At 70.9% G+C, this 20,990-nt stretch carries 18 protein-coding genes and 1 pseudogene; 11 read left to right on the top strand and 8 right to left on the bottom strand.

What is annotated here, in order from left to right; all coding sequences use genetic code 11:
- Positions 1-158 precede the first annotated feature (158 nt).
- The 3 genes from KIS93_RS30490 (at position 159) to KIS93_RS30480 (ending at position 1,864) form a co-directional block, all read left to right on the top strand.
- Positions 159-461 (top strand): hypothetical protein, encoded by a 303-nt coding sequence (locus KIS93_RS30490; RefSeq protein ID WP_080044398.1) that lies wholly within the window; start codon positions 159-161, stop codon positions 459-461.
- Between the two features lie 327 nt (positions 462-788).
- Entirely contained in the window at positions 789-1,091 is a 303-nt protein-coding gene (locus tag KIS93_RS30485) for a hypothetical protein (protein WP_080044399.1), read from the top strand.
- A 470-nt stretch (positions 1,092-1,561) separates the two neighbouring features.
- Positions 1,562-1,864, top strand: a complete 303-nt coding sequence (locus KIS93_RS30480; protein WP_080044400.1) for a hypothetical protein — start codon at positions 1,562-1,564, stop codon at positions 1,862-1,864.
- Positions 1,865-2,078: 214 nt separating this feature from the next.
- Here the strand turns inward: KIS93_RS30480 and KIS93_RS30475 are convergent, their stop codons facing one another.
- A complete protein-coding gene (locus tag KIS93_RS30475) occupies positions 2,079-2,591 on the bottom strand; it encodes a C40 family peptidase (RefSeq protein WP_186404519.1) in 513 nt (170 codons plus the stop codon).
- 445 nt (positions 2,592-3,036) lie between these two features.
- On the opposite strand from KIS93_RS30475, the gene KIS93_RS30470 reads away from it, so the two are divergent.
- The gene (locus KIS93_RS30470) at positions 3,037-3,396 is read left to right on the top strand and encodes an STAS domain-containing protein (RefSeq protein ID WP_080044402.1); all 360 of its coding nucleotides are present in this window, start codon (positions 3,037-3,039) and stop codon (positions 3,394-3,396) included.
- Here the strand turns inward: KIS93_RS30470 and KIS93_RS30465 are convergent.
- From KIS93_RS30465 to KIS93_RS30450, 4 genes are all read right to left on the bottom strand, one after another.
- On the bottom strand, positions 3,314-5,557 hold the full coding sequence (locus KIS93_RS30465; protein ID WP_080044403.1) for a terpene synthase family protein: 2,244 nt from the start codon (positions 5,555-5,557) through the stop codon (positions 3,314-3,316). The genes KIS93_RS30470 and KIS93_RS30465 overlap by 83 nt on opposite strands.
- Positions 5,558-5,654: 97 nt before the next feature.
- A complete protein-coding gene (locus KIS93_RS30460; protein ID WP_080044404.1) occupies positions 5,655-7,064 on the bottom strand; it encodes a family 2B encapsulin nanocompartment shell protein in 1,410 nt (469 codons plus the stop codon).
- A 30-nt stretch (positions 7,065-7,094) separates the two neighbouring features.
- On the bottom strand, positions 7,095-8,030 hold the full coding sequence (locus tag KIS93_RS30455) for a 4-hydroxy-3-methylbut-2-enyl diphosphate reductase (protein ID WP_080044405.1): 936 nt from the start codon (positions 8,028-8,030) through the stop codon (positions 7,095-7,097).
- Between the two features lie 15 nt (positions 8,031-8,045).
- Complete coding sequence (locus KIS93_RS30450; protein WP_080044406.1) at positions 8,046-9,095, bottom strand: polyprenyl synthetase family protein; 1,050 nt, start codon at positions 9,093-9,095, stop codon at positions 8,046-8,048.
- Between the two features lie 122 nt (positions 9,096-9,217).
- Between KIS93_RS30450 and KIS93_RS30445 the strand changes: the two genes are divergently transcribed.
- Together KIS93_RS30445 and ispG are read left to right on the top strand one after the other, a co-directional pair.
- Entirely contained in the window at positions 9,218-10,966 is a 1,749-nt protein-coding gene (locus tag KIS93_RS30445; RefSeq protein ID WP_080044407.1) for a 1-deoxy-D-xylulose-5-phosphate synthase, read from the top strand.
- Positions 10,954-12,060: pseudogene (gene ispG / locus KIS93_RS30440) on the top strand (flavodoxin-dependent (E)-4-hydroxy-3-methylbut-2-enyl-diphosphate synthase); the annotation flags it as partial. The gene KIS93_RS30445 and the pseudogene ispG, both read left to right, overlap by 13 nt.
- 125 nt (positions 12,061-12,185) lie before the next feature.
- On the opposite strand, the gene KIS93_RS30435 reads toward ispG, so the two are convergent.
- Positions 12,186-13,547: a carbohydrate-binding protein gene (locus tag KIS93_RS30435; protein WP_080044409.1), complete on the bottom strand. Its 1,362-nt coding sequence runs from the start codon at positions 13,545-13,547 to the stop codon at positions 12,186-12,188.
- 80 nt (positions 13,548-13,627) lie between these two features.
- A complete protein-coding gene (locus KIS93_RS30430; RefSeq protein ID WP_155128888.1) occupies positions 13,628-13,906 on the bottom strand; it encodes a hypothetical protein in 279 nt (92 codons plus the stop codon).
- 71 nt (positions 13,907-13,977) lie between these two features.
- Here KIS93_RS30430 and KIS93_RS30425 point away from each other — a divergent pair, with 71 nt between their 5' ends.
- The 5 genes from KIS93_RS30425 to KIS93_RS30405 all read left to right on the top strand — a co-directional run bounded on the left by KIS93_RS30425 (position 13,978) and on the right by KIS93_RS30405 (position 18,276).
- Complete coding sequence (locus KIS93_RS30425; protein ID WP_080044411.1) at positions 13,978-15,159, top strand: zinc-dependent alcohol dehydrogenase; 1,182 nt, start codon at positions 13,978-13,980, stop codon at positions 15,157-15,159.
- A gap of 52 nt (positions 15,160-15,211) precedes the next feature.
- Positions 15,212-16,261 carry an NAD-dependent epimerase/dehydratase family protein gene (locus KIS93_RS30420; protein WP_080044412.1) on the top strand — a complete coding sequence of 350 codons (1,050 nt, stop codon included), beginning with the start codon at positions 15,212-15,214 and terminating at the stop codon, positions 16,259-16,261.
- A 102-nt stretch (positions 16,262-16,363) separates the two neighbouring features.
- A complete protein-coding gene (locus tag KIS93_RS30415) occupies positions 16,364-16,837 on the top strand; it encodes an ATP-binding protein (protein WP_155128890.1) in 474 nt (157 codons plus the stop codon).
- Positions 16,838-16,958: 121 nt separating this feature from the next.
- Positions 16,959-17,858, top strand: coding sequence for a dihydropteroate synthase (gene folP / locus KIS93_RS30410; protein ID WP_080044414.1), 900 nt, complete (start codon positions 16,959-16,961; stop codon positions 17,856-17,858).
- 13 nt (positions 17,859-17,871) lie between these two features.
- A complete protein-coding gene (locus KIS93_RS30405; RefSeq protein WP_080044415.1) occupies positions 17,872-18,276 on the top strand; it encodes a DnaJ family domain-containing protein in 405 nt (134 codons plus the stop codon).
- 125 nt (positions 18,277-18,401) lie between these two features.
- Here the strand turns inward: KIS93_RS30405 and KIS93_RS67670 are convergent, their stop codons facing one another.
- The gene (locus KIS93_RS67670; protein WP_281261981.1) at positions 18,402-20,759 is read right to left on the bottom strand and encodes a glycoside hydrolase family 6 protein; all 2,358 of its coding nucleotides are present in this window, start codon (positions 20,757-20,759) and stop codon (positions 18,402-18,404) included.
- Between the last annotated feature and the right edge of the window lie 231 nt (positions 20,760-20,990).

The raw sequence follows: 20,990 nt of genomic DNA, 5'->3' as shown, positions 1-20,990 counted from the left end.
CCGACGCCAAAAAATAGAGGCGGCACTTTGACCTAGCCAAGGTCTTTCCGAGTTGCGGTTTTCGTCTCTTCCCGTGAGGGTTATTCGCGGCACCTCACAGCCCTGCACGAACGACTATGGCGCCGGAATTCCGCGCCGATCCACGGAGGAAAGCAACCATGATCCGTCGTATTCTGGCCGGTGCCGCTATCGCGGCCGCCGCCTTCGGGTTCTCCGCGACCGCCGCGTCCGCCGACGTCGGCCCCAACGTGCGCAACGAGGGCGCGGACGTCATCAGCCAGTTCCAGATCCTCGACGACGTGCTGAACAACGTGCTGAACCACTCGGCCAACGACATCGAAGTCCAGATCATCAACATCCTGGACGAGGTCAACGTCCCGCTGCTGAACAACAACCAGCCCACTGTCGGCAACCACAACAAGGACACCGACATCAAGAACGGCCACGCCAGCGCGGAGTAGGTCCAGGGCGTCCACGGACGATGGGAGCGGCCGGGCCCCGTGACCCGGCCGCCTCCTGCCCGTCCGTATGCGAAAGAGCCGGCGGTGGTATCCGCGAGGCCATGGAAAGACTAAAGCGCCGCGATGTCGGGGACCCGTCGCACCGCTGCCGGTTTCCCGGCCGTGAAACCCGACACCAAAGAATCGAGGCGGCTTCTTGACCTCCATAAGGCCTTTCCGGGTTGCGGGCTCCGCCGCCCGCCGCAATTGTTATTGGCGGCACCTCACAGCCCTGCACGAACGACTATGGCGCCGGAATTCCGCGCCGATCCACGGAGGAAAGCAACCATGATCCGTCGTATTCTGGCCGGTGCCGCTATCGCGGCCGCCGCATTCGGGTTCTCCGCGACCGCCGCGTCCGCCGACGTCGGCCCCAACCCGTACAACGGCGGCCAGGCCATCCTGAGCCAGTTCCAGGTCATCGACGATCTCCTGAACGACGTCGCCAACCACACCCTGAACGACCTCGAGGTCGAGATCATCAACATCCTCGACGAGGTCAACGTCCAGGCGCTGAACAACAACCAGCCCTCGGTAGGCGACGCCAACAAGGACACCGAGATCAGCAACGGGCACGCCAAGGCCGAGTAGCCCTCGGGCCGAAAAGCGGAGGAGACGCGGCGGCACCGCACCGAAGCGGGCCGCGTGGCCAACCGCCCTCCTCTCTCCCAGGTGCACGAAAGAACTTGATCGTGGAGACTCGCGAGGCCACGGAGCGGCTTTCGGGGCACTGAAGCGTTCGGGGGCCGTACGTCCTCGGCGCGACCGCACAAGGTCGCCCGAGGACGTGCGGCAGACGCTTCCCAGCCTTTGCGAAGCCGGCCGGAAATCGTGAGTGACACGGACGCCGATATCCACGGACACCGATACTCAACGACGACCCCGCCGGTCGCCGAAATCCAGTGCCAAAGAATCCAAGCGCCTCCTTGACCTCCATGAGGGCATTTCGAGTTTGCTATCTCCGATGCCCGCCACGATCGTTGACAGCGGCACCTCACAGCTCTGCACGAATGAACCCGGCGCCGGGATTCCCGCCGCCGATCCATGGAGGAAAGCAAACAATGATCCGTCGTATTCTGGCCGGTGCCGCTATCGCGGCCGCCGCTCTCGGGTTCTCCGCGACCGCCGCGTCCGCCGACGTCGGCCCCAACCCGAGCAACAAGGGCCAGGCCCTGCTGTCCCAGTTCCAAATCATCGACGACGCGCTGAACGACGTGCTGAACCACTCGGCCAACGACATCGAGGTTGAGATCATCAACATCCTCGACGAGGTCGACCTCCAGCTGCTGAACAACAACCAGCCGTCCGTCGGTGACCACAACAAGGACACCGAGATCGAGAACGGTTTCTCCAAGTCCGAGTAACCCATGCTCGCGTGAGCGGGAGAGCCGGCCGTGGTGACTCGCGAGACCACGGTACGGATTTCCCGCACACCAAGGCATTCGGTGGCCGTACGTCCCCCGGCGCGATCCGTCGAGGAGAGCCCGCGGGACGTACGGCAGGCGGCAGGAACCCCGCCCGGCCGATGACGGGCGGCGGGAACCCCGCCGAACCGAGAAGGGGCGGCAGGAAGCCCGCTCACCCCTCCACCTCAACCTCCGCCTCCCCGCGGCCCCAGCCGGGCCGCACCACTCCCAGCAGGTCCGGCCGGTCCAGCGGGTCGATCCGCACCACGGCGCCGGTGTACGGCGCGTGCACCATCCGCTGCCCGTCCACGGCCAGCCCCACGTGCTCCGGCCCCGCCCGCGCCCGGTCGTTGTCGAAGAAGACCAGGTCCCCCGGCTCCAGCAGCTCCTGCGGCACCCGGATGCCCGAGCGCCACTGCTCCGTGGTGGTGGTGCCGATGAGCACCCCGGCCCGCGCGTAGGCGTACTCGGCCAGGCCCGAGCAGTCGAAGCCCTTCGTCCTGGCGCCCCGCCCGATGCCGTAGCCGGGCCCGTGGATGCCGCCTCCGCCCCACGAGTAGGGCACTCCGATCATCTCCAGCGCGGCCCTGAGGGCGATGCCTCCGGTCGCGGATCCCGTGGCAGGGGTGGCGGACGCGACAGTGGTCGTGATCGCGCACACGATGGCGCAGATCGCGGCCGTCACCTGCCGTGTCCCTTTTCGGTTCATGGCATATCAGCGCTCCCGTTTCGCGCGGCGTCCGGGGGCATGAGCGCCGACCTGTACGCAGTTGTCTTGTCTGCGTACTTTTCTCTCTTCTATTGCGACAAAACGCCATTACGCGCCTCGCACAATAAGCGGATATTTCGTGCTTTTTGGCATCGGCCGGCGCGGGGTGGGCGGTGGTCGGGAGATCCATGGCAAGGCGTCCACTGCCGCGCGCCCGCCGGGCCTGACGACTCATGACAGAAGTGATCCAGGGGAAAGATTCAGGATTGTCCGAAAAATCGGTCATTTTCCCAAGAAAATTACATCGTCAAACCTCTGTCGTGTAGCCTGGGACTCGGGTCGACCACCGGCGGTGCGTGTCGGTGGCCATCCCGATTCGGCAGGACGACCCCCAGAGCGCGTGTTGGGGGGTGCGAGGATCGTGAATGTCCAGGAGCGGCTGCTCTACCAGGACCAGCAGCTGACCGTCCTGATGGCAACGGGGCCGGCGGCGCCGGGGGTGCCCGCCGTCACGCTCATCGGCGAGATCGACGCCTCCAACAGCCCGGCACTGGCCACGACGCTCGCGGGCTGCCGCAGCCAGGGCACCTACATCGTGGTCGACACCGGGTCCCTGAGCTTCATCGACGTCTCAGGGCTGCGCGTGCTCGTCATGCCCACGCTGCCGCCCTCGCAACGCTGGATCCGCCTGCACAACGTCACCCCGTACCAGCGGCGGCTGCTGCGCATGATGGGCTGGTTCTACCAGCCCAGGGTCCGCCACGTGCCCCTGCAGGGGTGATGTCGGCGGCGGAGGTGCCCAGGCCGGAGGGGCCGCGCAGGCGCCAGCGCGGCGGGAGGGCATGGTGGCGCAGCAGCGACGGCTCGTCGTAGCGCGAGCAGTGGCGGTGCCAGTGGAGAATCCCGGCCAGCCAGTCGCGCAGCTCGGTCACGAACGCGTCCACCTCGCGGCGGGCGGCGGCGTCGAGGCCGAGGTCGTCGCAGACGATCGGCAGCTCGTGCTCGACGAGATGCTGGAACTGCCGCACCCGCGACTCCTGGAGGTCTCTGACGATGCCGAGCGCCGCCGGGTAGTCGCAGTCGAAGAACGTCTGCGTCACCAGCACGCAGTTGTGCACCTCGCCGTCGAACTCGACCTCCTTCTGGTACGAGAACACGTCGTTGACCAGCGTCCCGGCGTCCATCATCGCGTTCTCCAGCGCCACCACGGGGCCGCTGGCGAAGAACTCCTCCGGAACGCCCTTGGAGTGCCGCAACCGGCACAGGCTCATGGTGAGCCGCGAGCCGAACGTGGCGCGGCGCATCTCGACGTAGTCCACCGGGTCGGGCACGTGGCGGGAGATCTCGCCGGCCAGCTCCCACAGCCAGCTCTCGCACATCTCCTCCACCGCCGCGCGCAGCTTGGCGCGGTCCGCGAGCGGCATCGGCCCGGCCGTGCGCGCCCACACGTCGGCCAGGCCGCGTTCGAGCGCGTTGGCAGGCGCCGGCGGCGCGGTGCCGTCGAGCGGCATGAACAGCCCGAACCGCGCCACCATGACCTGGGCCGCCGACAGGTTTCGCGACCGGCCGAAGACGACCGGGAAGTAGTCGTCGCCGTACGTGCCCCACGCCAGCCAGAACGACGCCAGGTCCAGCTCCTCGGGCGAGGCGCCGGGATGCAGGCCCGCCGCGCACAGTGGCAGGTCGATGTCGATCAGCCTGGCCTCGTCCCACACGGCCGGCCCGGCCGCTCCGTTGCGCGGCTCCAGCATGCCCATCGCCGCGCACCAGGCCACGAGGTTGCGCCGGGCGGCGTCGAGGTGGGGTGACAGCTTCAGGTCGAACGGCACGTACAGGTCGGGGATCACCGACGGCCCCACCCGCTGGTACGGCACGTGCGCGACGTTGCGCAGCCGCTTGGCCCCCAGCGCGTCCACCAGCGACGACATGCCGAGCGGCCGGGTCGCCCTGGCCCGCTCGTTCATGTAGCGGCTGGAGCGCAGGTGCCACTCGTGCCCGCCCGACTGCCAGTCCTGCAGCCCCTTGACGTAGGCCAGCACGTCGGCCGCGCTGAGCGGGTCGACGGCGTGCTCGGCGAACAGCGGGCCCAGCTCGAAGGCCGCTGTGTGCTCGAACTGCTGCATGCGCGAGGTCAGCAGGTCGTTGACCGCGTTCGCGGCCTCCTGCGTGGTGCAGCCCAGGAACTTCTCCAGCACCAGCACCCCGTTGCTCAGCTCGCCCTCGTCGCCCACCTCCCGCTGGTAGGAGAACAGGTCGTTGCGCAGGTGCACGGCGTCGGAGAAGGAGTCCTTCAGCACCCGCAGCGGCCGGGTGGCCGCGAGCGCGGCCGGCACCTCCGCGCGCACGGCGTGCTCGACCAGCCCGGCCGACCAGGGCGCGCCACCGACCTTGCGGCGCATCTCGATGTACTCCACCGGGTTCGCCACCCGGCCGCTGTTGATGTTGGCCAGCTCCCACAGGGACTCGTTCAGCAGGTTGCGGGTGCTCTCCGCGAACCGGCCGCGCCAGCACGTGGACATGCCGGGCACCGTACGGGGCCACAGGTCGGCCAGGCCCGCCTCGACCGGGTTCACCGGCTCCGGCACGGCCAGGTCGGCGCCCATCGGCATGAACCGGGCCAGCCGCTTCAGGTACTCCTTGCCGCCCCGCAGGTCCCCGGTGCGCTTGAAGACCTCGAGGAAATGGTCGTCGAAGAAGAAGACCCAGACGTACCAGTCGGTGATCAGCCCCAGCTCCACCGCGTCGCAGTCGGGATGGGTGTAGGCGCACATGAGCGGGTAGTCGTGGGCGTCGAGGTCTGCCTCCTCCCACACGCCCGAGCCTTCGAGCATGCCCATGTCGCGCGCCCACCGCTTGGAGTGGGCGCGGGCCTGCTCCAGGTGCGGGTTGAGCCGCGCCGGGTACGGCTGGTAGAAATCCGGCAGTTCAAACGGCTGGGACATCGTCACTCCCTCACAGATGTGTCTCCTCGCCGGTGCCACGGCACGGCCGGCACCGTACGGGCGGTGCCGGCCTGCGAGCCGGTGGGCGGGTGCCGCGTCAGCCGACCCGGCCGAGCTCGACGTCCTCCAGCACGCCGAGCGCGTCCGGCACCAGCACGGCCGCCGAGTAGTAGGCGCTGACCAGGTAGGAGATGACGGCCCGCTCGTTGATGTTCATGAACCGGACCGACAGGCTGGGCTGGTACTCGTCGGGGATGCCGGTCTGGTGCAGGCCGACGACGCCCTGGTTCTCCTGGCCGGTGCGCATGAGCATGAACGACGTCGTGCGCGTGTTGCTGATCGGGATCTTGTTGCAGGGGAAGATCGGCACGCCCCGCCAGGCCGGCACCTGGTGCCCGCCGACCTCGGTGTGCTGCGGGTAGATGCCGCGGTTGCTGCACTCCCGGCCGAACGCGGCGATCGCCTGCGGGTGCGCCAGGAAGAATGAGGGCTCCTTCCACACCGTGGACAGCAGGTCGTCGAGGTCGTCGGGGGAGGGCGGGCCCGAGCGGGTGCGGATGCGCTGGCCGAAGTCGGCGTTGTGCAGCAGGCCGAACTCCCTGTTGTTGATCAGCTCGTGCTCCTGCCGCTCGCGCAGGGCCTCGATCGTGAGGCGCAGCTGCTGGTCGAGCTGGCTCATCGGCTGGTTGTACAGGTCGGAGACGCGGCTGTGGACGCGCAGCACGGTCTGGGCGACGCTCAGCTCGTACTCGCGGGGGGACTGCTCGTAGTCCACGAACGTGCCGGGCAGCACGGCCTCGCCGGTGTGGCCGGACGACATGTTGATCGCGGCCTCGCCGTAGTCGTTCTGGTCGCGGGAGCCGCTCGTCCGCCAGCTCTCGATGTGCTCGCGCAGCGCCGGCGCCTGCTCGGCGATCTGCTCGAAGTCCTGCCTGGACAGCGTGAGCACGGTGGTGGCCGTCTTGGCCCGCGCGCTGAACTCGAACCGGCCGCCCGCCACCAGGGTCTGCTCGCCGAGATAGTCGCCGTCGGCCAGCACGCCGAGGCTCTGGTCGTCGCCGTACGCGCCGCGCCCGACCTTGGCCACCCGGCCGTGGGCGATGAGCACCAACTGGTCCACCTGGCCGCCCTCGGCGACGATCTCCTCATCCGCCTCCACCTCGCGCTGGGTGAAGCGGCCGGCCAGGGCTTCGAGCACCTCCATGTCGTCGAAGCCGCGCAACATCGGCAGCTCCGTCAGCTCGGCGGGGATGACCCGCACCTCGGAGCCGGTGGTGCTGAAGGTGATGCGGCCGTCGCCCAGCGTGTACGTCAGCCGCCGGTTCACCCGGAACACACCGCCGGAGCACTGCACCCACGGCAGCAGCTTCAGCAGCCACCTGGTGGTGATCTCCTGCATCTGCGGCGGTGTCTTGGTGGTCGTCGCGAGCTGTTTGGCGGCATCGGTGCTGAGGCTGAGCTGCCCGTTGCCGTTCTCGGGCGCGGTTGAGTGGGTTGTTTCGGTCATCGTGCTGCACCACCAATCTCGGTGTGGGCCCTAGCCCGGCTTGCGGTTGGATCGGAGTTCGAGCGGGAGGGAGAAGGTGAGCGTCTCCTCGGTCAGGGTCACCGGCTCCACGTCGGCGTAGCCATGGGCGGCCAGCCAGTCGAGTAACTCGGTGACCAGCCCTTCCGGCACCGAGGCGCCGGAGCTGACCCCGACGGTCTGCACGCCGTCGAGCCAGCGCTCGTCGGCGTGCGCCGCCCGGTCGACCAGGTAGGCCGCGCCCGCCCCGGCGGCGAGCGCGACGTCCACCAGCCGCTGGGAGTTGGAGGAGTTGGCGGAGCCGACGACGATGACCAGCTCGCAGCGCGGCGCGATCGCGCGGACCGCCTCCTGGCGGTTCTGGCTGGCGTAGCAGATGTCGTCGCTGGGCGGGTCGACGAGGCCGGGGTGGCGCTCGCGCAGCCGCTCCACGGCCCGCAGGGTCTCGTCGACCGCCAGCGTGGTCTGGGACAGCCAGCTCACCGGCCCGTCCGCCCGGAACTCGCCCGGCTTCGCGGGGTCCACGACGTGGATGCGCCCGGGGGCCTCGCCGACCGTGCCCTCGACCTCCTCGTGCTCGGCGTGCCCGATCAGGACGATCTCGTAGCCCGCCTCTGCCATCCGCACGGCCTCCTTGTGGACCTTCGTGACCAGCGGGCAGGTGGCGTCGATGGTGCGCAGCCCGCGCCGCGCCGCCTCCTGCTTCACCGCCGGCGAGACGCCGTGGGCGGAGAAGACGACGAGCGCGCCGTCGGGGACCTCGTCGAGCTCGTCGACGAAGATCGCGCCCCGGCGGCTGAGGTCGTCGACCACGAACGTGTTGTGCACGATCTGCTTGCGCACGTAGACAGGGGAGCCGAAGCGCTTGAGCGCCTCTTCGACGGTGACGATCGCGCGTTCGACGCCCGCGCAGTAGCCGCGCGGAGCCGCGAGTAGTACCTGTGCCATGGTGGAAGACGTCCCTCACTTGGTGCGGTGCGCGAGCTGGTCGGCCATCAGGGCCAGCACGGCGGCGGCCTCGGGCTTGATCTGGGCCTCGGCCAGCGCGGACATGGCCGCGCGCACGCGTTCTTCGATCATTGACTCGACCCGGGCCAGCGCTCCGGTGTCGATGAGGATCTGGCGCACCTCGGCGGCGCGCTCCTCGGTGAGCCCCGGGTTGCCGTGCCAGGTGCTCAGGTGGGCGAGCTGCGCGGGGGAGGCGTGCTGCACGGCGTAGGCGTACATCACGGTCTGCTTGCCCTCGCGCAGGTCGTCGAGCGCCGACTTGCCGGTCTCGGCCGACGAGCCGAACGTGCCGAGCACGTCGTCGCGCAGCTGGAACGCCTCGCCCAGCGGCACCCCGAACCTGGAGTAGGCGTCGAGCAGCTCCAGCGGGGCGCCGGCCAGCGCGCCGCCGATCTGCAGGGGCCGCTCGACGGTGTACTTGGCGCTCTTGTAGCGGATCACCGTCAGCGCCTCGGCCTCCGTCGCGCCCGAGCGGAGCTGGGCCAGGACGTCGAGGTACTGGCCGCTGATCACCTCGGTGCGCATGGCGTCGAACAGGTGGTGGGCGGCCCGCAGCCGGGCCGACTCCACCCCGCACGACGACAGCAGCGCGTCGGACCAGGCCAGGCTGAGCGTGCCCAGCAGGATGCCGCCCGCCTGGCCGAACGCCTCCGCGCCCGGCCCCCGGTGCAGGTCCGTCAGACTCCGGTGGACGGTGGCGTGCCCGCGGCGGAGCAGGCTGCCGTCCATGATGTCGTCGTGGATGAGCAGGCCCGCGTGGCACAGCTCCAGTGCGGCGGCGGCGCTGATGATCTCCTCGCAGTCGTCGCCGCCGGCGCCGCGCCAGCCCCAGTAGCACAGCTGCGGGCGCACCCGCTTGCCGCCGCTGAGGATGAAGTCGGCCAGCAGGCCGTACGCGGCCTCGACGCCCGGGTCGGAGACGGGATTCCGCCAGGAGTCGAGGAATGCGCTCAGCCGCCGGTCGATGCGTGAACCAAGGGAGTGCTGAGTGAAGCCCACCGGCATGCGCGCGGCTCCTTCTGTCAGTCGGTCGCTACCCCTAGTTACTCACTGTTTACTGAGCGTGTAAAGTGTCTTATGCGGCTCAAGCTTTCTTTTGCCACAGCAGTCACATCTCTGGGGATGTCATGAAGACCCTGCTTCCCTATCTCTCGACCCCCGATGACCTGCGATCCCTGCCCGCCGAGCTGCTCGCCGGGCTGGCCGGCGAGATCCGCGGCTTCCTCATCGACAAGGTGAGCGCGAGCGGCGGGCACCTCGGCTCCAACCTCGGCATCGTGGAGATCACGATCGCGCTGCACCGGGTGTTCCACTCGCCCGACGACGTGATCGTGTTCGACACGGGCCACCAGGCGTACGTCCACAAGATCCTCACCGGCCGCCGCGACGGCTTCGACACGCTGCGCCGCCGGGGCGGCCTGAGCGGCTACCCCAGCCGCGAGGAGTCCGTCCACGACCATCTGGCCAGCTCCCACGCCTCCACCGCGCTGTCCTACGCCGACGGCATGGCCAAGGGCCGCGAGCTGACCGGCGGTGACGCGCGGTCGGTGGTCGCGGTGGTCGGCGACGGCGCGCTCACCGGCGGCGTCGCCTGGGAGGCGCTCAACAACCTGGGCGCGGCCCGGCACCGGCCGGTCATCGTCGTGCTCAACGACAACGGCCGCTCCTACGCGCCGACGGTCGGCGGCTGCGCCGACCACCTCGGGCGGCTGCGCGCCGCCCCCGCCCTCACCGTCTTCGAGAGCCTCGGCCTGCGTTACCTCGGCCCGGTCGACGGGCACGACATCGCGGCGCTGGAGCAGGTCATGCGCACGGCCCGCGAGCTGCGCGCGCCCGTCGTGGTCCACTGCCTGACCCGCAAGGGTCACGGCTACGAGCCCGCCGAGCAGGACCTCGACGAGCACCTGCACGCCATCCCCGTCACCGACCCGGCGACCGGCCGCCCGCTGGGGCCGCGCACGACCACCTGGACGCACGCGTTCGCCGACCAGCTGTGCGCGCTCGGCGAGCGGCGCCGCGACCTGGTCGCCATCACCGCCGCCATGCCGGGCCCCACCGGGCTGGCCGCGTTCGGCCGGCGCTTCCCCGGGCGCATGTACGACGTCGGCATCGCCGAGCAGCACGCCCTCGCCTCGGCCGCGGGCCTGGCCATGAGCGGCCTGCACCCGGTCGTCGCCGTCTACGCCACCTTCCTCAACCGCGCCGCCGACCAGGTGCTGATGGACGTCGCGCTGCACCGGCTGCCGGTCACGCTGGTGCTCGACCGGGCCGGCATCACCGGCCCCGACGGGCCCAGCCACCACGGCATGTGGGACCTCGCGGCGCTGTCCGTCGTGCCCGGCATGCGGGTGGCCGCGCCAAGAGACGTGGTGCGGCTGTCGGAGCTGCTGGAGGAGGCCGTGGCGCACGACGGCCCCACCGCCCTGCGCTTCCCCAAGGCGGCGGCGGGGCCCGAGCTGCCGGCCGCCGGCTCCGTCGGCGACGCCGACGTGCTCTCTTCCACCGGCCACGACGTGCTCATCGTGGCCGTCGGGCCGATGGCCGAGCCGTGCCTGAGCGCCGCCGCGATGTTGTCGGCCGCCGGCCTCGGCGTGACCGTGGTCGATCCGCGCTGGGTCATCCCGGTCTCCGCCGGCCTGCGCGAGGCCGTGCGCGGCAGCCGGATGGTCGTCACCGTCGAGGACGGCATCGCCGCCTCGGGGGCCGGGGCCCTGCTGCGGCAGGTCTGCGGGCCCGGCCAGCACGTGCTCAACCTGGGCCTGCCCTGCGCGTTCATCGGCCAGGGCAGCCGCTCCGAGCTGCTCGCCGAGGCCGGGCTGACCGGCCAGGGCATCGCGTACGCGATCAGGAAGGAGCTGAACAGATGGCCGCTGTGAATCTGGGCCTCCCGTCCGCCCGGCGGCCCCGGAGGGTGTCCCGGCAGGTCATGGTGGGCAGCGTGCCGGTCGGGGGCGACGCGCCCGTCTCCGTGCAGTCGATGACGACCACGGTCACCGCCGACGTCGACGCCACCTTGCGGCAGATCGCCGAGCTGACCGCGGCCGGCTGCCAGATCGTCCGGGTGGCGGTGCCGTCGCAGGACGACGCCGACGCGCTGCCCGCCATCGCGCGCAGCTCGCAGCTCCCCGTCGTGGCCGACATCCACTTCCAGCCCAAGTACGTCTTCGCCGCGATCGACGCCGGCTGCGCGGCCGTGCGGGTCAACCCCGGCAACATCAAGAAATTCGATGACAAGGTGGGCGAGATCGCCCGGGCGGCGGCCGGCACGGGAGTGCCGATCAGGATCGGGGTCAACGCCGGCTCGCTCGACCCCCGGCTGCTGGCCAGGCACGGCCGGGCCACGCCCGAGGCGCTGGTGGAGTCGGCGCTGTGGGAGTGCTCGCTGTTCGAGGAGCACGGCTTCCGCGACCTCAAGATCTCGGTCAAGCACCACGACCCCCGGGTGACGGTGGCCGCCTACCGGCTGCTGGCCGCGCGCTGCGACTACCCCCTGCACCTCGGCGTCACCGAGGCCGGGCCGCTCATGCAGGGCACGGTCAAGTCGGCGGTGGCCTTCGGGGTGCTGCTCGACGAGGGCATCGGCGACACGATCCGGGTGTCGCTGTCCGCGCCGCCCGTGGAGGAGGTGAAGGTCGGCATCGGCATCCTGGAGTCGCTGGGGCTGCGGGAGCGGCGGCTGGAGATCGTCTCCTGCCCGTCGTGCGGGCGCGCCCAGGTCGACGTCTACACGCTGACCGACCGGGTGACGGCCGCGCTCGACGGGTTCCCGCATCCGCTGCGGGTGGCGGTGATGGGCTGCGTCGTCAACGGGCCGGGAGAGGCGCGCGAGGCCGACCTCGGGGTGGCCGCCGGCAACGGCAAGGGCCAGATCTTCGTCAAGGGCGAGGTGGTCAAGACCGTGCCGGAGTCGCGCATCGTGGAGACGCTGGTCGAGGAGGCCATGCGGCTCGCGGAGGAGCAGGAGGAGCAGGAGGAGCAGGAGGAGCGGGAGGAGCGGGAGGAGCGGGAGGGGCGAGAGGAGCGGGCGGCCCAGGCCGGAGAGGGGGCTCTCCAGCCTGGGGGCTCTTCCTGGACGCGCCCGGACGGTGTGCGCGCCTAGATCCGCTGCCAGAGCGCCGGTACGTTCGGCGGCTCCCAGCCGGTCTGCGAGGTGTGGCCTTGCAGGCACCGGTACGTCGCCCCGCCGTACGTGACGGTGGCGCCGGTCGCGTACGCCGTGTTCGGCGCCCACGTGCCGTCACCCGGCCCCGTCGGCGTGATGGTGGGCGACGGGCCGCCGCCCTGGGTGGCCAAGGTCAGCCCGTACGCCGACAGGATCTCCCCGACCGGCTGGAAGTACGTCGTCCCGCCCGAACTGCAGTTGCCCGAGCCGCCCGACGTCACGCCCTGGGCCTGGTCGCCGGAGATGAACGAGCCGCCCGAGTCGCCGGGCTCGGCGCAGACGTTGGTCCTGGTGACGCCGGTGACGGTGCCCTGCTGGTAGGTGACGCTGGTGTTGAGCTGCTGCACCGAGCCGCAGTGCCACTGGGTGGTCGAGCCGGAGCGGCAGACCGACGAGCCGGGCTGGGCGACGGCCGCGCCGCGGACGGGCAGGATGCCGGCGCTGTAGCCGTTCACCACGCCGACGGGGGTCCACTGGGTGTTGACCTCGACCCAGGAGTAGTCGTTGCCGGGGAACGACGAGCCGCGGAAGGTGCCCTGGGCCACCCGGTTGGAGCCGGAGGTGGTGGCGCCGGTGCTGCCGCAGTGCCCGGCCGAGACGAAGCCGCCCTGGGAGCCGGGCCGCGTCACGGAGAAGCCGACGGAGCAGCGGGTGCCCGAGCCGATGTAGTAGGCGTCGCCGCCGCGCACGTCGTAGAAGGTCCGGGGCCGCTCGTCGGAGCGGACGACGCGGACGGCGGAGGCGTCGGCGCCGCTGGCCCGGACCCACGCGGTCGCCTTGGCGGGGGTGGAGGTCAGGACGACCACCGTGTTCTCCATGACGTCCACGTACCAGACGGGCGCGGTCCTCGGCGCTTCGGCGGCGGCCCGGTCGAGGGCGGCCTTGACCCGGTCGAGGTGGTCGAGCGGGCGGGCGGCCACGCGGGCCTCGACGCCGGCGGCCGTGATCTCGGCCGCCTTCGACGGGTCGGTGGTGGCGGCGACCGGGGTGGCGGTGGGGCCGGTCACCCACGTGCCGGCGTACGTGCCGCCGAGCAGCTCGCGCAGGCGGGGCTCGATCGCGGCCGCGGCGGCCTCGTTGACCAGCCGCCGCTCGGCCTGCTCGCCGGTGACGCCGAGGTCGCGGGCGAGCGCGCGCACCAGGCCGGGAGGGGGATCGGCCGCGACGGACGCGCTCGCCCTGGCCGCCTCGAACAGGGAGTCGTCCTGCCGCGCGGCTAACGCGACGGCCGGGACGGTGAGCAGGGGGACGGCCGCCAACGCGATGGCGGCCGCCAGGGTCTTCCTGGGGAGCATGGGTGCACTCTCCTCGTACTGGGGGGTGCCGTCACCGTACGGGACCCCTGCCGGAGAGTGGTCGTGTCAAATTCCACCTATCACCGTGTTATGGCGGTTCGCTCCTGGTCAGGCAGTTGCTCGTCGGCGAGCTCGAACGTCATGCCGTGGCTGCTGGTCACGGTGATCACCCGGCGGCCGAGCACCGCGCTCACGCGGGAGGCCACCTCCTGGAAGTTGCGCTGGCTGCCGAGCGTGTCGAGGGCGGCCAGCCGCACCGAGCCCTTTTCGAGCAGTTCCTTGGCCAGCCATTCCGTCATGGCCGGCAGGAACCTGGCCATTTCATCGGGGGTGAGCGGCGTGGGCTCTCTGCGTTCCATGGGGCGCAGTCTAGGGACGGCGGCCGGCGGGAGGAGCCGTTTGGAGAGCTATGTGGGGGTATGCGGCATTTATGAAGGCAGTCACCTGGCACGGCAAGCGGGACGTACGGGTCGAGGAGGTCCCCGACCCGGCCATCAAGGAGGCCAACGACGCGATCATCAGGGTGACCAGCACCGGGATCTGCGGCTCCGACCTGCACCTGTACGAGGTGCTCGGGCCGTTCATGGCCGAGGGCGACATCCTCGGGCACGAGCCCATGGGCGTCGTCGAGGAGGTCGGGGCCGGCGTCGACGGCCTCAAGCCCGGCGACCGCGTGGTCATCCCGTTCAACATCGCCTGCGGCCACTGCCACATGTGCGGCATGGAGCTCTACGCGCAGTGCGAGACCACCCAGGTCCGCGAGCGCGGCATGGGCGCCGCCCTGTTCGGCTACACCAAGCTCTACGGTCAGGTCCCCGGCGGGCAGGCCGAGTACCTGCGGGTCCCCGAGGCGCAGTTCGGCCCGATCAAGGTGCCGGAAGGGCCGCCGAACGAGCGCTTCCTCTACCTGTCCGACGTGCTGCCCACCTCGTGGCAGGCCGTCGCGTACGCGGAGATCCCCGACGGCGGCAGCGTGACCGTCCTCGGCCTCGGCCCCATCGGCCAGATGTGCGCCCGCATCGCCCGCCACCTCGGATACCGCGTGATCGGCGTGGACGGCGTCAACGCCCGCCTGGACATGGCCCGCCGCCACGGCATCGAGGTCGTCGACGCCAGCGAGGTGCACGACGTGCCCGAGGAGATCAGGCAGCGCACCTCCGGCCGCGGCACCGACTCCGTCATCGACGCCGTCGGCATGGAGGCCCACGGCTCGCCCGCCGCCAAGCTCGCCCAGACGCTGACCGGGCTGCTGCCCGACGCGGTGGCCGCGCCGCTCATGTCGAACGCCGGCGTGGACCGGCTCGCGGCGCTCAACCAGGCCATCGACTCCGTCCGGCGCGGCGGCGTCATCTCGATCATCGGCGTGTACGGCGGGATGACCGACCCCATGCCGATGCTGCGCCTGTTCGACAAGGGCATCACGCTGCGCATGGGCCAGGCCCACGTCAAGCGGTGGATCCCCGCGCTGATGCCGCTGGTCACCGACGACGCCGACCCGCTCGGCGTCATGGACCTGACCACGCACCGGATGCCGCTGGAGCAGGCGCCGCAGGCGTACGAGATGTTCCAGAAGAAGGCGGACGGAGCCGTGAAGATCATGCTCCAGCCCTGATCCGCGCAGCTCACAGGGTTTCGCGGCGCGTGAGCCGGGCAGCGGTGCACGCATGAGAGTCGTCGTGGTGGGAGCAACGGGGAACGTCGGCACGAGCGTGGTACGCGCGCTGGCCGCCGACAGCGGCGTCACCTCGATCGTCGGCGTCGCCCGCCGGCTGCCGGGCTGGCGCGTCGACCGCACCGAGTGGCGGCAGGCCGACGTCGCCACCGCCGACCTGACCCGGATCTTCGACGGCGCCGACGCGGTGGTGCACCTGGCGTGGCTGTTCCAGCCCACCAGGGACCCCGCCGTCACCTGGCGGGCCAACGTGCTCGGCAGCATGCGGGTCTTCCGCGCCGCCGCCGAGGCCGGGGTGCCGGCGCTCGTGCACGCCTCGTCCGTGGGGGCGTACTCGCCGGGGCCCAAGGACCGGCCCGTGGACGAGAGCTGGCCCACGCACGGCTGGCCGGGCGCCGCGTACGGGCGGGAGAAGGCGTACGTGGAGCGGGTGCTCGACGTCTTCGAGCACGACCACCCGAACATCCGCGTGGTGCGCATGCGGCCCGGCTTCATCTTCCAGCGGGCCGCCGCCACCGAGCAGCGCAGGCTGTTCGCGGGGCCGTTCCTGCCGCGGCGGCTGGTCAAGGCGGGCCGGATCCCGTTCGTGCCGGACATCCCCGGGCTGCGGCTGCAGGCGCTGCACGCCGACGACGCGGGCGAGGCGTACCGGCTGGCGGTCGTGCAGCCGGTGCGGGGCGCCTTCAACATCGCCGCCGAGCCCGTGCTCGACGCGCACGACCTGGCCAAGCTGCTGGACACGCGCACGGTGCGGGTCCCGCGCGGCCTGGCCGCAGCGGCCGTCGCGGCCGGCTGGTCGCTGCGGCTGATCCCCGCCGCCCCTGGACTGCTGGAGCTGGTGCTGCGACTTCCGGTCATGAAGACCGAGCGAGCTCGTGACGTACTCGGGTGGCAGCCGCGTCACACCTCCGAGGAGGCGATGCGGGAGTTGTTCGACGGGTTGCACGACGGTGCGGGCATGGACACCGCGCCGCTGGCGCCCGATGCCGGTCCCGTCGCGCGGGTGCGCGAGCTGGCGACGGGGATTGGCGGACGTCCGTAAAGAGCGGGCCGGGTGTAAGTTCTCCGGTCCTGGGAAGAGGAAAGACCACGCGAGGTCCTGAAGCGCGGCCTGCGTGTCGAAGTGGACGACACGGAGGAGCGCATGCGTACCTTGATCGCCCAGAGCTTCAGCCTCGAAGACGTCAGCAAGCTGCGGCACGTGGTCGCCGAGCACGCCGAGAGCTGCGGGCTCCACGGGCCCCGGCTCGACGACTTCGTCCTGGCCGTGCACGAGAGCGTGGTCAACGCGGTCGAGCACGCCGGGGGTTATGGGCGGTTCAGGCTCTACACCGTCGACGGTGTCATCTGCTCCGAGACGAGAGACCAGGGGGCGGGCATCCCCGAGCCGTACGTCAACGGGGGCAAGAGGCCGTCCGACTCGTCGTACACGGGGCGGGGCATCTACCTGATCCGGCGGCTGTGCGACGCCGCCGACTTCCGCACCGGGCCGGGCGGCACCACCGTCCTGCTCACGATGCGGTTACCGCGCCGGCCGGGGCCGGACGCCCGCGGGCGGATGCGGCGCATCAGGGTCACGGCGCCGGGCGGGCGCCCGTTCGGCCGCTTCACCGCCTGACCTGCCCGTCGCGGCCGCTTCACCGCCTGACCTGCCTGCTGCGGCCGCTTCACCGCCTGACCTGCCCGTCGCGGCCGCTTCACCCCTGACCTGCGCCTGTGCTGCCGGGTAGGCTCGGGGTGTGACTGGCGAGCAGCGTTCCCCCGAGATCATCTCTCCCGTCCGGCGCATCGGGCGGCGCGAGTTCGATTTCGACCGGCAGGTCGCCGTCATGGCCATCGTCAACCGCACCCCCAACTCCTTCCACGACCAGGGCCGCACGTTCGAGCTCGACCACGCCGTCGCCGCCGCCACCAAGGCCGTGGACGAGGGCGCCGACTGGGTCGACATCGGCGGGTTCGCCTTCAGCGCCGCGCAGGCGAGCATCGGCGTGCAGGAGGAGATCGACCGCGTGGCCCCGGTCATCTCCAAGGTCAGGGGCGCCACCGACGCCGTGATCTCGGTCGACACGCACCGGCCCGAGGTGGCGGCGGCGGCGCTCGAAGCCGGGGCCGACGTCATCAACGACACCAACGGGCTGCGCGAGCCCGGCATGGCCGAGGTCGCCGCCTCGACCGGCGCCTGCGTCGTCGTCACCCACAGCCTCGGCGGGCCGGGGCGGCGGGTCTTCCGGCCCAGCTACACCGACGTGGTCGCCGAGGTGGCGGGTTTCCTGCGGGAGCGGGTCGCGGCCGCACTCGCCGCCGGCATCGCCCCCGACCGGATCATCATCGACCCCGGGCACGACCTGAACAAGAACACCTTCCACTCCCTGGAGCTGACCCGGCGGCTGGAGGAGATCACCGCCATCGGCCACCCGACGCTGGTCGCGCTGTCCAACAAGGACTTCATCGGGGAGACGCTCGACCGCCCCCAGGGGGAGCGGAAGGAGGGCACGATCGCCGCCAACGTGATCTCCATCCTCAAGGGGGCCCGCATCCTGCGCGTGCACGACGTGGCGGCCACCGTCGCGTCCGTCCGCATGACGGAGGCCGTGCTGGGGTGGCGCGGTCCCGTCGCACCCAGCCACAACCTGGCGTGAGGAGGTTCCGTACGTGACCGAGCGCAAGCCCCTCGGCATGCCCTTCGAGAGCTGGATCGACCGGCAGATCAGGGAGGCGGAGGAGCGGGGGGAGTTCGAGGACCTGCCCGGCAAGGGCAAGCCGCTGCCCGGCGAGGGCAAGCACCTCGACGAGATGTGGTGGATCAAGCAGAAGATCGAGAGCGAGGGGCTGTCGATGCCGCTCCCGCCCACCCTCGCGCTGCGCAAGGAGGCCGAGGAGGCGCTCGCGCAGGCGCGCGGCGCCCGCTCCGAGACCGAGGCGCGGCGCATCGTCGAGGAGATCAACGACAAGATCCGCAAGGCGATCCGCACGGGGCTGTCGGGGCCGCCGCTCAACCTCATGCCCTTCGACGCCGACCAGGTCGTCTCCGAGTGGCGGCGGGCGCGCCGCCCCTGAGCACGGGAAAGGGGCCCGGGCACACGGCCCGGGCCCCTTCCGGTAGCTGAGGGACCCTGGTCAGGAGGGTCCCTCTGGCCGGTCGGGGGCCCGGGTCAGGCGGGTCCCCGGCCGGCCGGGTCCCTTCAGTTGATCGGCGGGTACGCGTTGGCCAGGAGCTCCCTGAACTGGGCGGAGAACCACTGGCCCGACAGCGGCGCGCCGCCCTTGGCACCCGACATGTTGTTGCCGTTGAGGCTGTTGCCGGTGTACGTCGGGTCGCACATCCGGTCGAACTTCTTGCCCTCGTCGTTCGGGATGTCGGTGCTGGCGCCGTCGGACTCGCCCGGCGGCTTGATCCAGACGTAGGCGTCCAGACCGCTGGCGGGAGCGGCGGTCGGCCGGGCGCCCATGCCGGCACCGGACTGGTTGCACCAGTTGCCGGCGTGGATGCGGCGGTCGATGCGCGACTGGTTGACGAAGTCGTCCACGTTGGTCGCCGTGCTCGGGCCGGACGGGCGGGCGCTGCCGCCCCAGCCGTTGCGGGAGGTGTCGATCAGCATGCCGAGCCCGGAGCGGAAGCCCTTGGCGACCAGGGCGTTGCGCAGGGCGATGGCGAAGCTCTGCTCGTCCACGTACCAGTTCCAGTCCACCCACTTGGACTGCCGGACCGAGGTGTTGTTCGGCGGGACCGTGGTGTTGATGGTGAAGTACGGCTCGGTCGTGGCGCCGTAGTTGGCGGTGTTGACGATGAAGCCGTCCACGCTGTCGACGCCCGCGGTGGTGCCGGCGACGGTCTCGTAGAACAGGTTCACGACGGGCTGGAAGTTCGAGTCCCAGCCGAGCCAGGCGTGGTGGCCGGCGTCGATGTAGGTGTAGACGTTCGGGATGGCGTGCAGCTGGTTGAGGGCGTAGCGGACGCCGTCGCGGTAGCCGCCGGCGCCGTTGGCCTCGCGGCACTTCTCGAAGCTGTTGATGTTGGTGACGAGGTTCGGCAGCGAGTCCGGCTCGATGATCGTGACGATGCGCAGGTTCGCGTAGGCGGAGTCGCGCATGATGGCCGCGATCGGGTCGATGTACTCGGTCTTGTAGCGGTTGAAGCCGTCCTGCGAGATGAGCAGCTCACCGTTGGAGGCCAGGGCCGAGCAGTCGCGGTTGGGCAGGTCGTAGATGACGATCTGGATGGTCAGCGGCGCGGAGCCGTTGGCGGCGTCCTGCCGGACGGCCTCGTCGAGGTGGGCGCGCAGGCCCATCGCGGAGGAGGAGCCGGCGATGGCGGCGATGCGGTCCATCCACACGGCGGTGGAGGTGTTGGCCACGGCGGAGCCGCCGGGCTCGGCCGCGGCCTTGGCGCTCCAGTTGGGGTTGACGTAGCCGGTGGCGCCGGCGTACGGGTTCTCCACGTGGGTGGGGTTGGTGCCGCCGTCGTCGTCGGCCTCGGTGGCGGTGACCGTGCGGGAGGTCAGGCCGGTCGCGGCGACGGTGAAGGTGCGGCTGCCGTTGGTCGTGTCGGAGTCCTGCGCGGCGGCCAGGGTGACCGTCTGCGGGGTGTTCCAGTTCGACGTGCTGAAGGTCAGCGAGGCGCCGGAGCTGACGGTGATGCTGCTGTCGCCGCTGCCGGCCGTCGTGGTGACGGTCACGCTGGAGGTGGGCTGGGCGGCCAGGCGCGCGGTGAACGTGCCGGTCGAGCCCTCGGGGACGGTCACCGAGGTCGGCGAGACGATGATCGACTGCTCGACGGTGGCGTCGTCGTCCACCTCGGTGGCGTTGACGGTGACGCCCGTGACGCCGGTGCCGCCGACGCTGAAGGCGGCGGTGCCCGCGGTGGTGTCGGAGTCCTGGGCGGCGGCCAGGGTGACGGTCTGCGGGGTGCTCCAGTTGCTCGGGGTGAAGGTGAGCGAGGCGCCGGAGCTGACGGTCAGGTCCGTGTCACCGCTGGTCCGGGCGGTGGTGACGGTGACGTTCGAGCTCGGCGCGGAGGAGAGCCGGGCCGTGAACGTGGCCGTGCCGCCCTCGTTGACCGCCACCGCGCTGGAGGAGGTGACCACGGTGGGGGTGGTCGGGCCGGTGCCGCCGCAGGTGGTGTTGTTGACCTTGAAGGAGGTCGGGTTCGGGTTGGTGCCGGTCCAGGTGCCGTTGAAGCCGATGGAGACCGACGCGCCGGTGGCCAGGCTGCCGTTGTAGGACATGTTGGTCCCGGTCACGGTGGTGCCGGACTGGCTCCAGTTCGCGCCCCAGCCGGACGGGGTGTACTTCTGGCCTGTGGTCGGGTAGTCGAAGGCCAGAGACCAGGAGGTGAGCGGGTCGCCGGTGTTCTTCAGCGTGATGTTCGCGGTGAATCCGCCCTGACCAGGGCTGCTCGTCCACGAGTTGGCTGTGTAGGTCACGTCGCAGGCGACGGCGGCGTTGGCGGCTGAGGTCTGTCCGACGACGAGGCCTAAGGCCGCGACACTCGCGGCGGTCATGGTCACGGCCCATTTGCGGAGGCCGCGGTGGAGTCTCACGAGCGATCATCTCCAGTGCTAGATGGCTGGGAGCGCTCCCATGGTGTGCCGCGGCCGGGGCTGTGTAAATCGGCCCCGTTTCCAGAAGGTGTCCACCGCCCCGCATGCTCGTTGAATGCCCCGGAACGGGGATGAAACTTTCATCCTGGCCAGCCTGGTGAGAGGAAACACGAGGGTTACCGGGATGCCATTCCGTTGACATACGCCGGAGGGCACCCACAATCCACTTTG

This window comes from [Actinomadura] parvosata subsp. kistnae, assembly GCF_900323885.1.
GTDB lineage: Bacteria > Actinomycetota > Actinomycetes > Streptosporangiales > Streptosporangiaceae > Nonomuraea > Nonomuraea composti.
The sequence above is the reverse complement of the archived record's forward strand: the minus strand, read 5'-3'. Positions and strand labels throughout refer to the sequence as shown.

Excerpts from the sequence above, each read along its gene's own strand:
- KIS93_RS30420 (WP_080044412.1), top strand. The coding sequence starts at position 15,212 with ATGAGAGTCGTCGTGGTGGGAGCAACGGGGAACGTCGGCACGAGCGTG.
- KIS93_RS30430 (WP_155128888.1), bottom strand. The coding sequence starts at position 13,906 with ATGGAACGCAGAGAGCCCACGCCGCTCACCCCCGATGAAATGGCCAGG.
- KIS93_RS30480 (WP_080044400.1), top strand. The coding sequence starts at position 1,562 with ATGATCCGTCGTATTCTGGCCGGTGCCGCTATCGCGGCCGCCGCTCTC.
- KIS93_RS30465 (WP_080044403.1), bottom strand. The coding sequence starts at position 5,557 with ATGTCCCAGCCGTTTGAACTGCCGGATTTCTACCAGCCGTACCCGGCG.
- KIS93_RS30445 (WP_080044407.1), top strand. The coding sequence starts at position 9,218 with ATGAAGACCCTGCTTCCCTATCTCTCGACCCCCGATGACCTGCGATCC.
- KIS93_RS30455 (WP_080044405.1), bottom strand. The coding sequence starts at position 8,030 with ATGGCACAGGTACTACTCGCGGCTCCGCGCGGCTACTGCGCGGGCGTC.
- KIS93_RS30450 (WP_080044406.1), bottom strand. The coding sequence starts at position 9,095 with ATGCCGGTGGGCTTCACTCAGCACTCCCTTGGTTCACGCATCGACCGG.
- KIS93_RS30415 (WP_155128890.1), top strand. The coding sequence starts at position 16,364 with ATGCGTACCTTGATCGCCCAGAGCTTCAGCCTCGAAGACGTCAGCAAG.
- KIS93_RS30435 (WP_080044409.1), bottom strand. The coding sequence starts at position 13,547 with ATGCTCCCCAGGAAGACCCTGGCGGCCGCCATCGCGTTGGCGGCCGTC.
- KIS93_RS30460 (WP_080044404.1), bottom strand. The coding sequence starts at position 7,064 with ATGACCGAAACAACCCACTCAACCGCGCCCGAGAACGGCAACGGGCAG.
- KIS93_RS30485 (WP_080044399.1), top strand. The coding sequence starts at position 789 with ATGATCCGTCGTATTCTGGCCGGTGCCGCTATCGCGGCCGCCGCATTC.
- KIS93_RS30490 (WP_080044398.1), top strand. The coding sequence starts at position 159 with ATGATCCGTCGTATTCTGGCCGGTGCCGCTATCGCGGCCGCCGCCTTC.
- KIS93_RS30425 (WP_080044411.1), top strand. The coding sequence starts at position 13,978 with ATGAAGGCAGTCACCTGGCACGGCAAGCGGGACGTACGGGTCGAGGAG.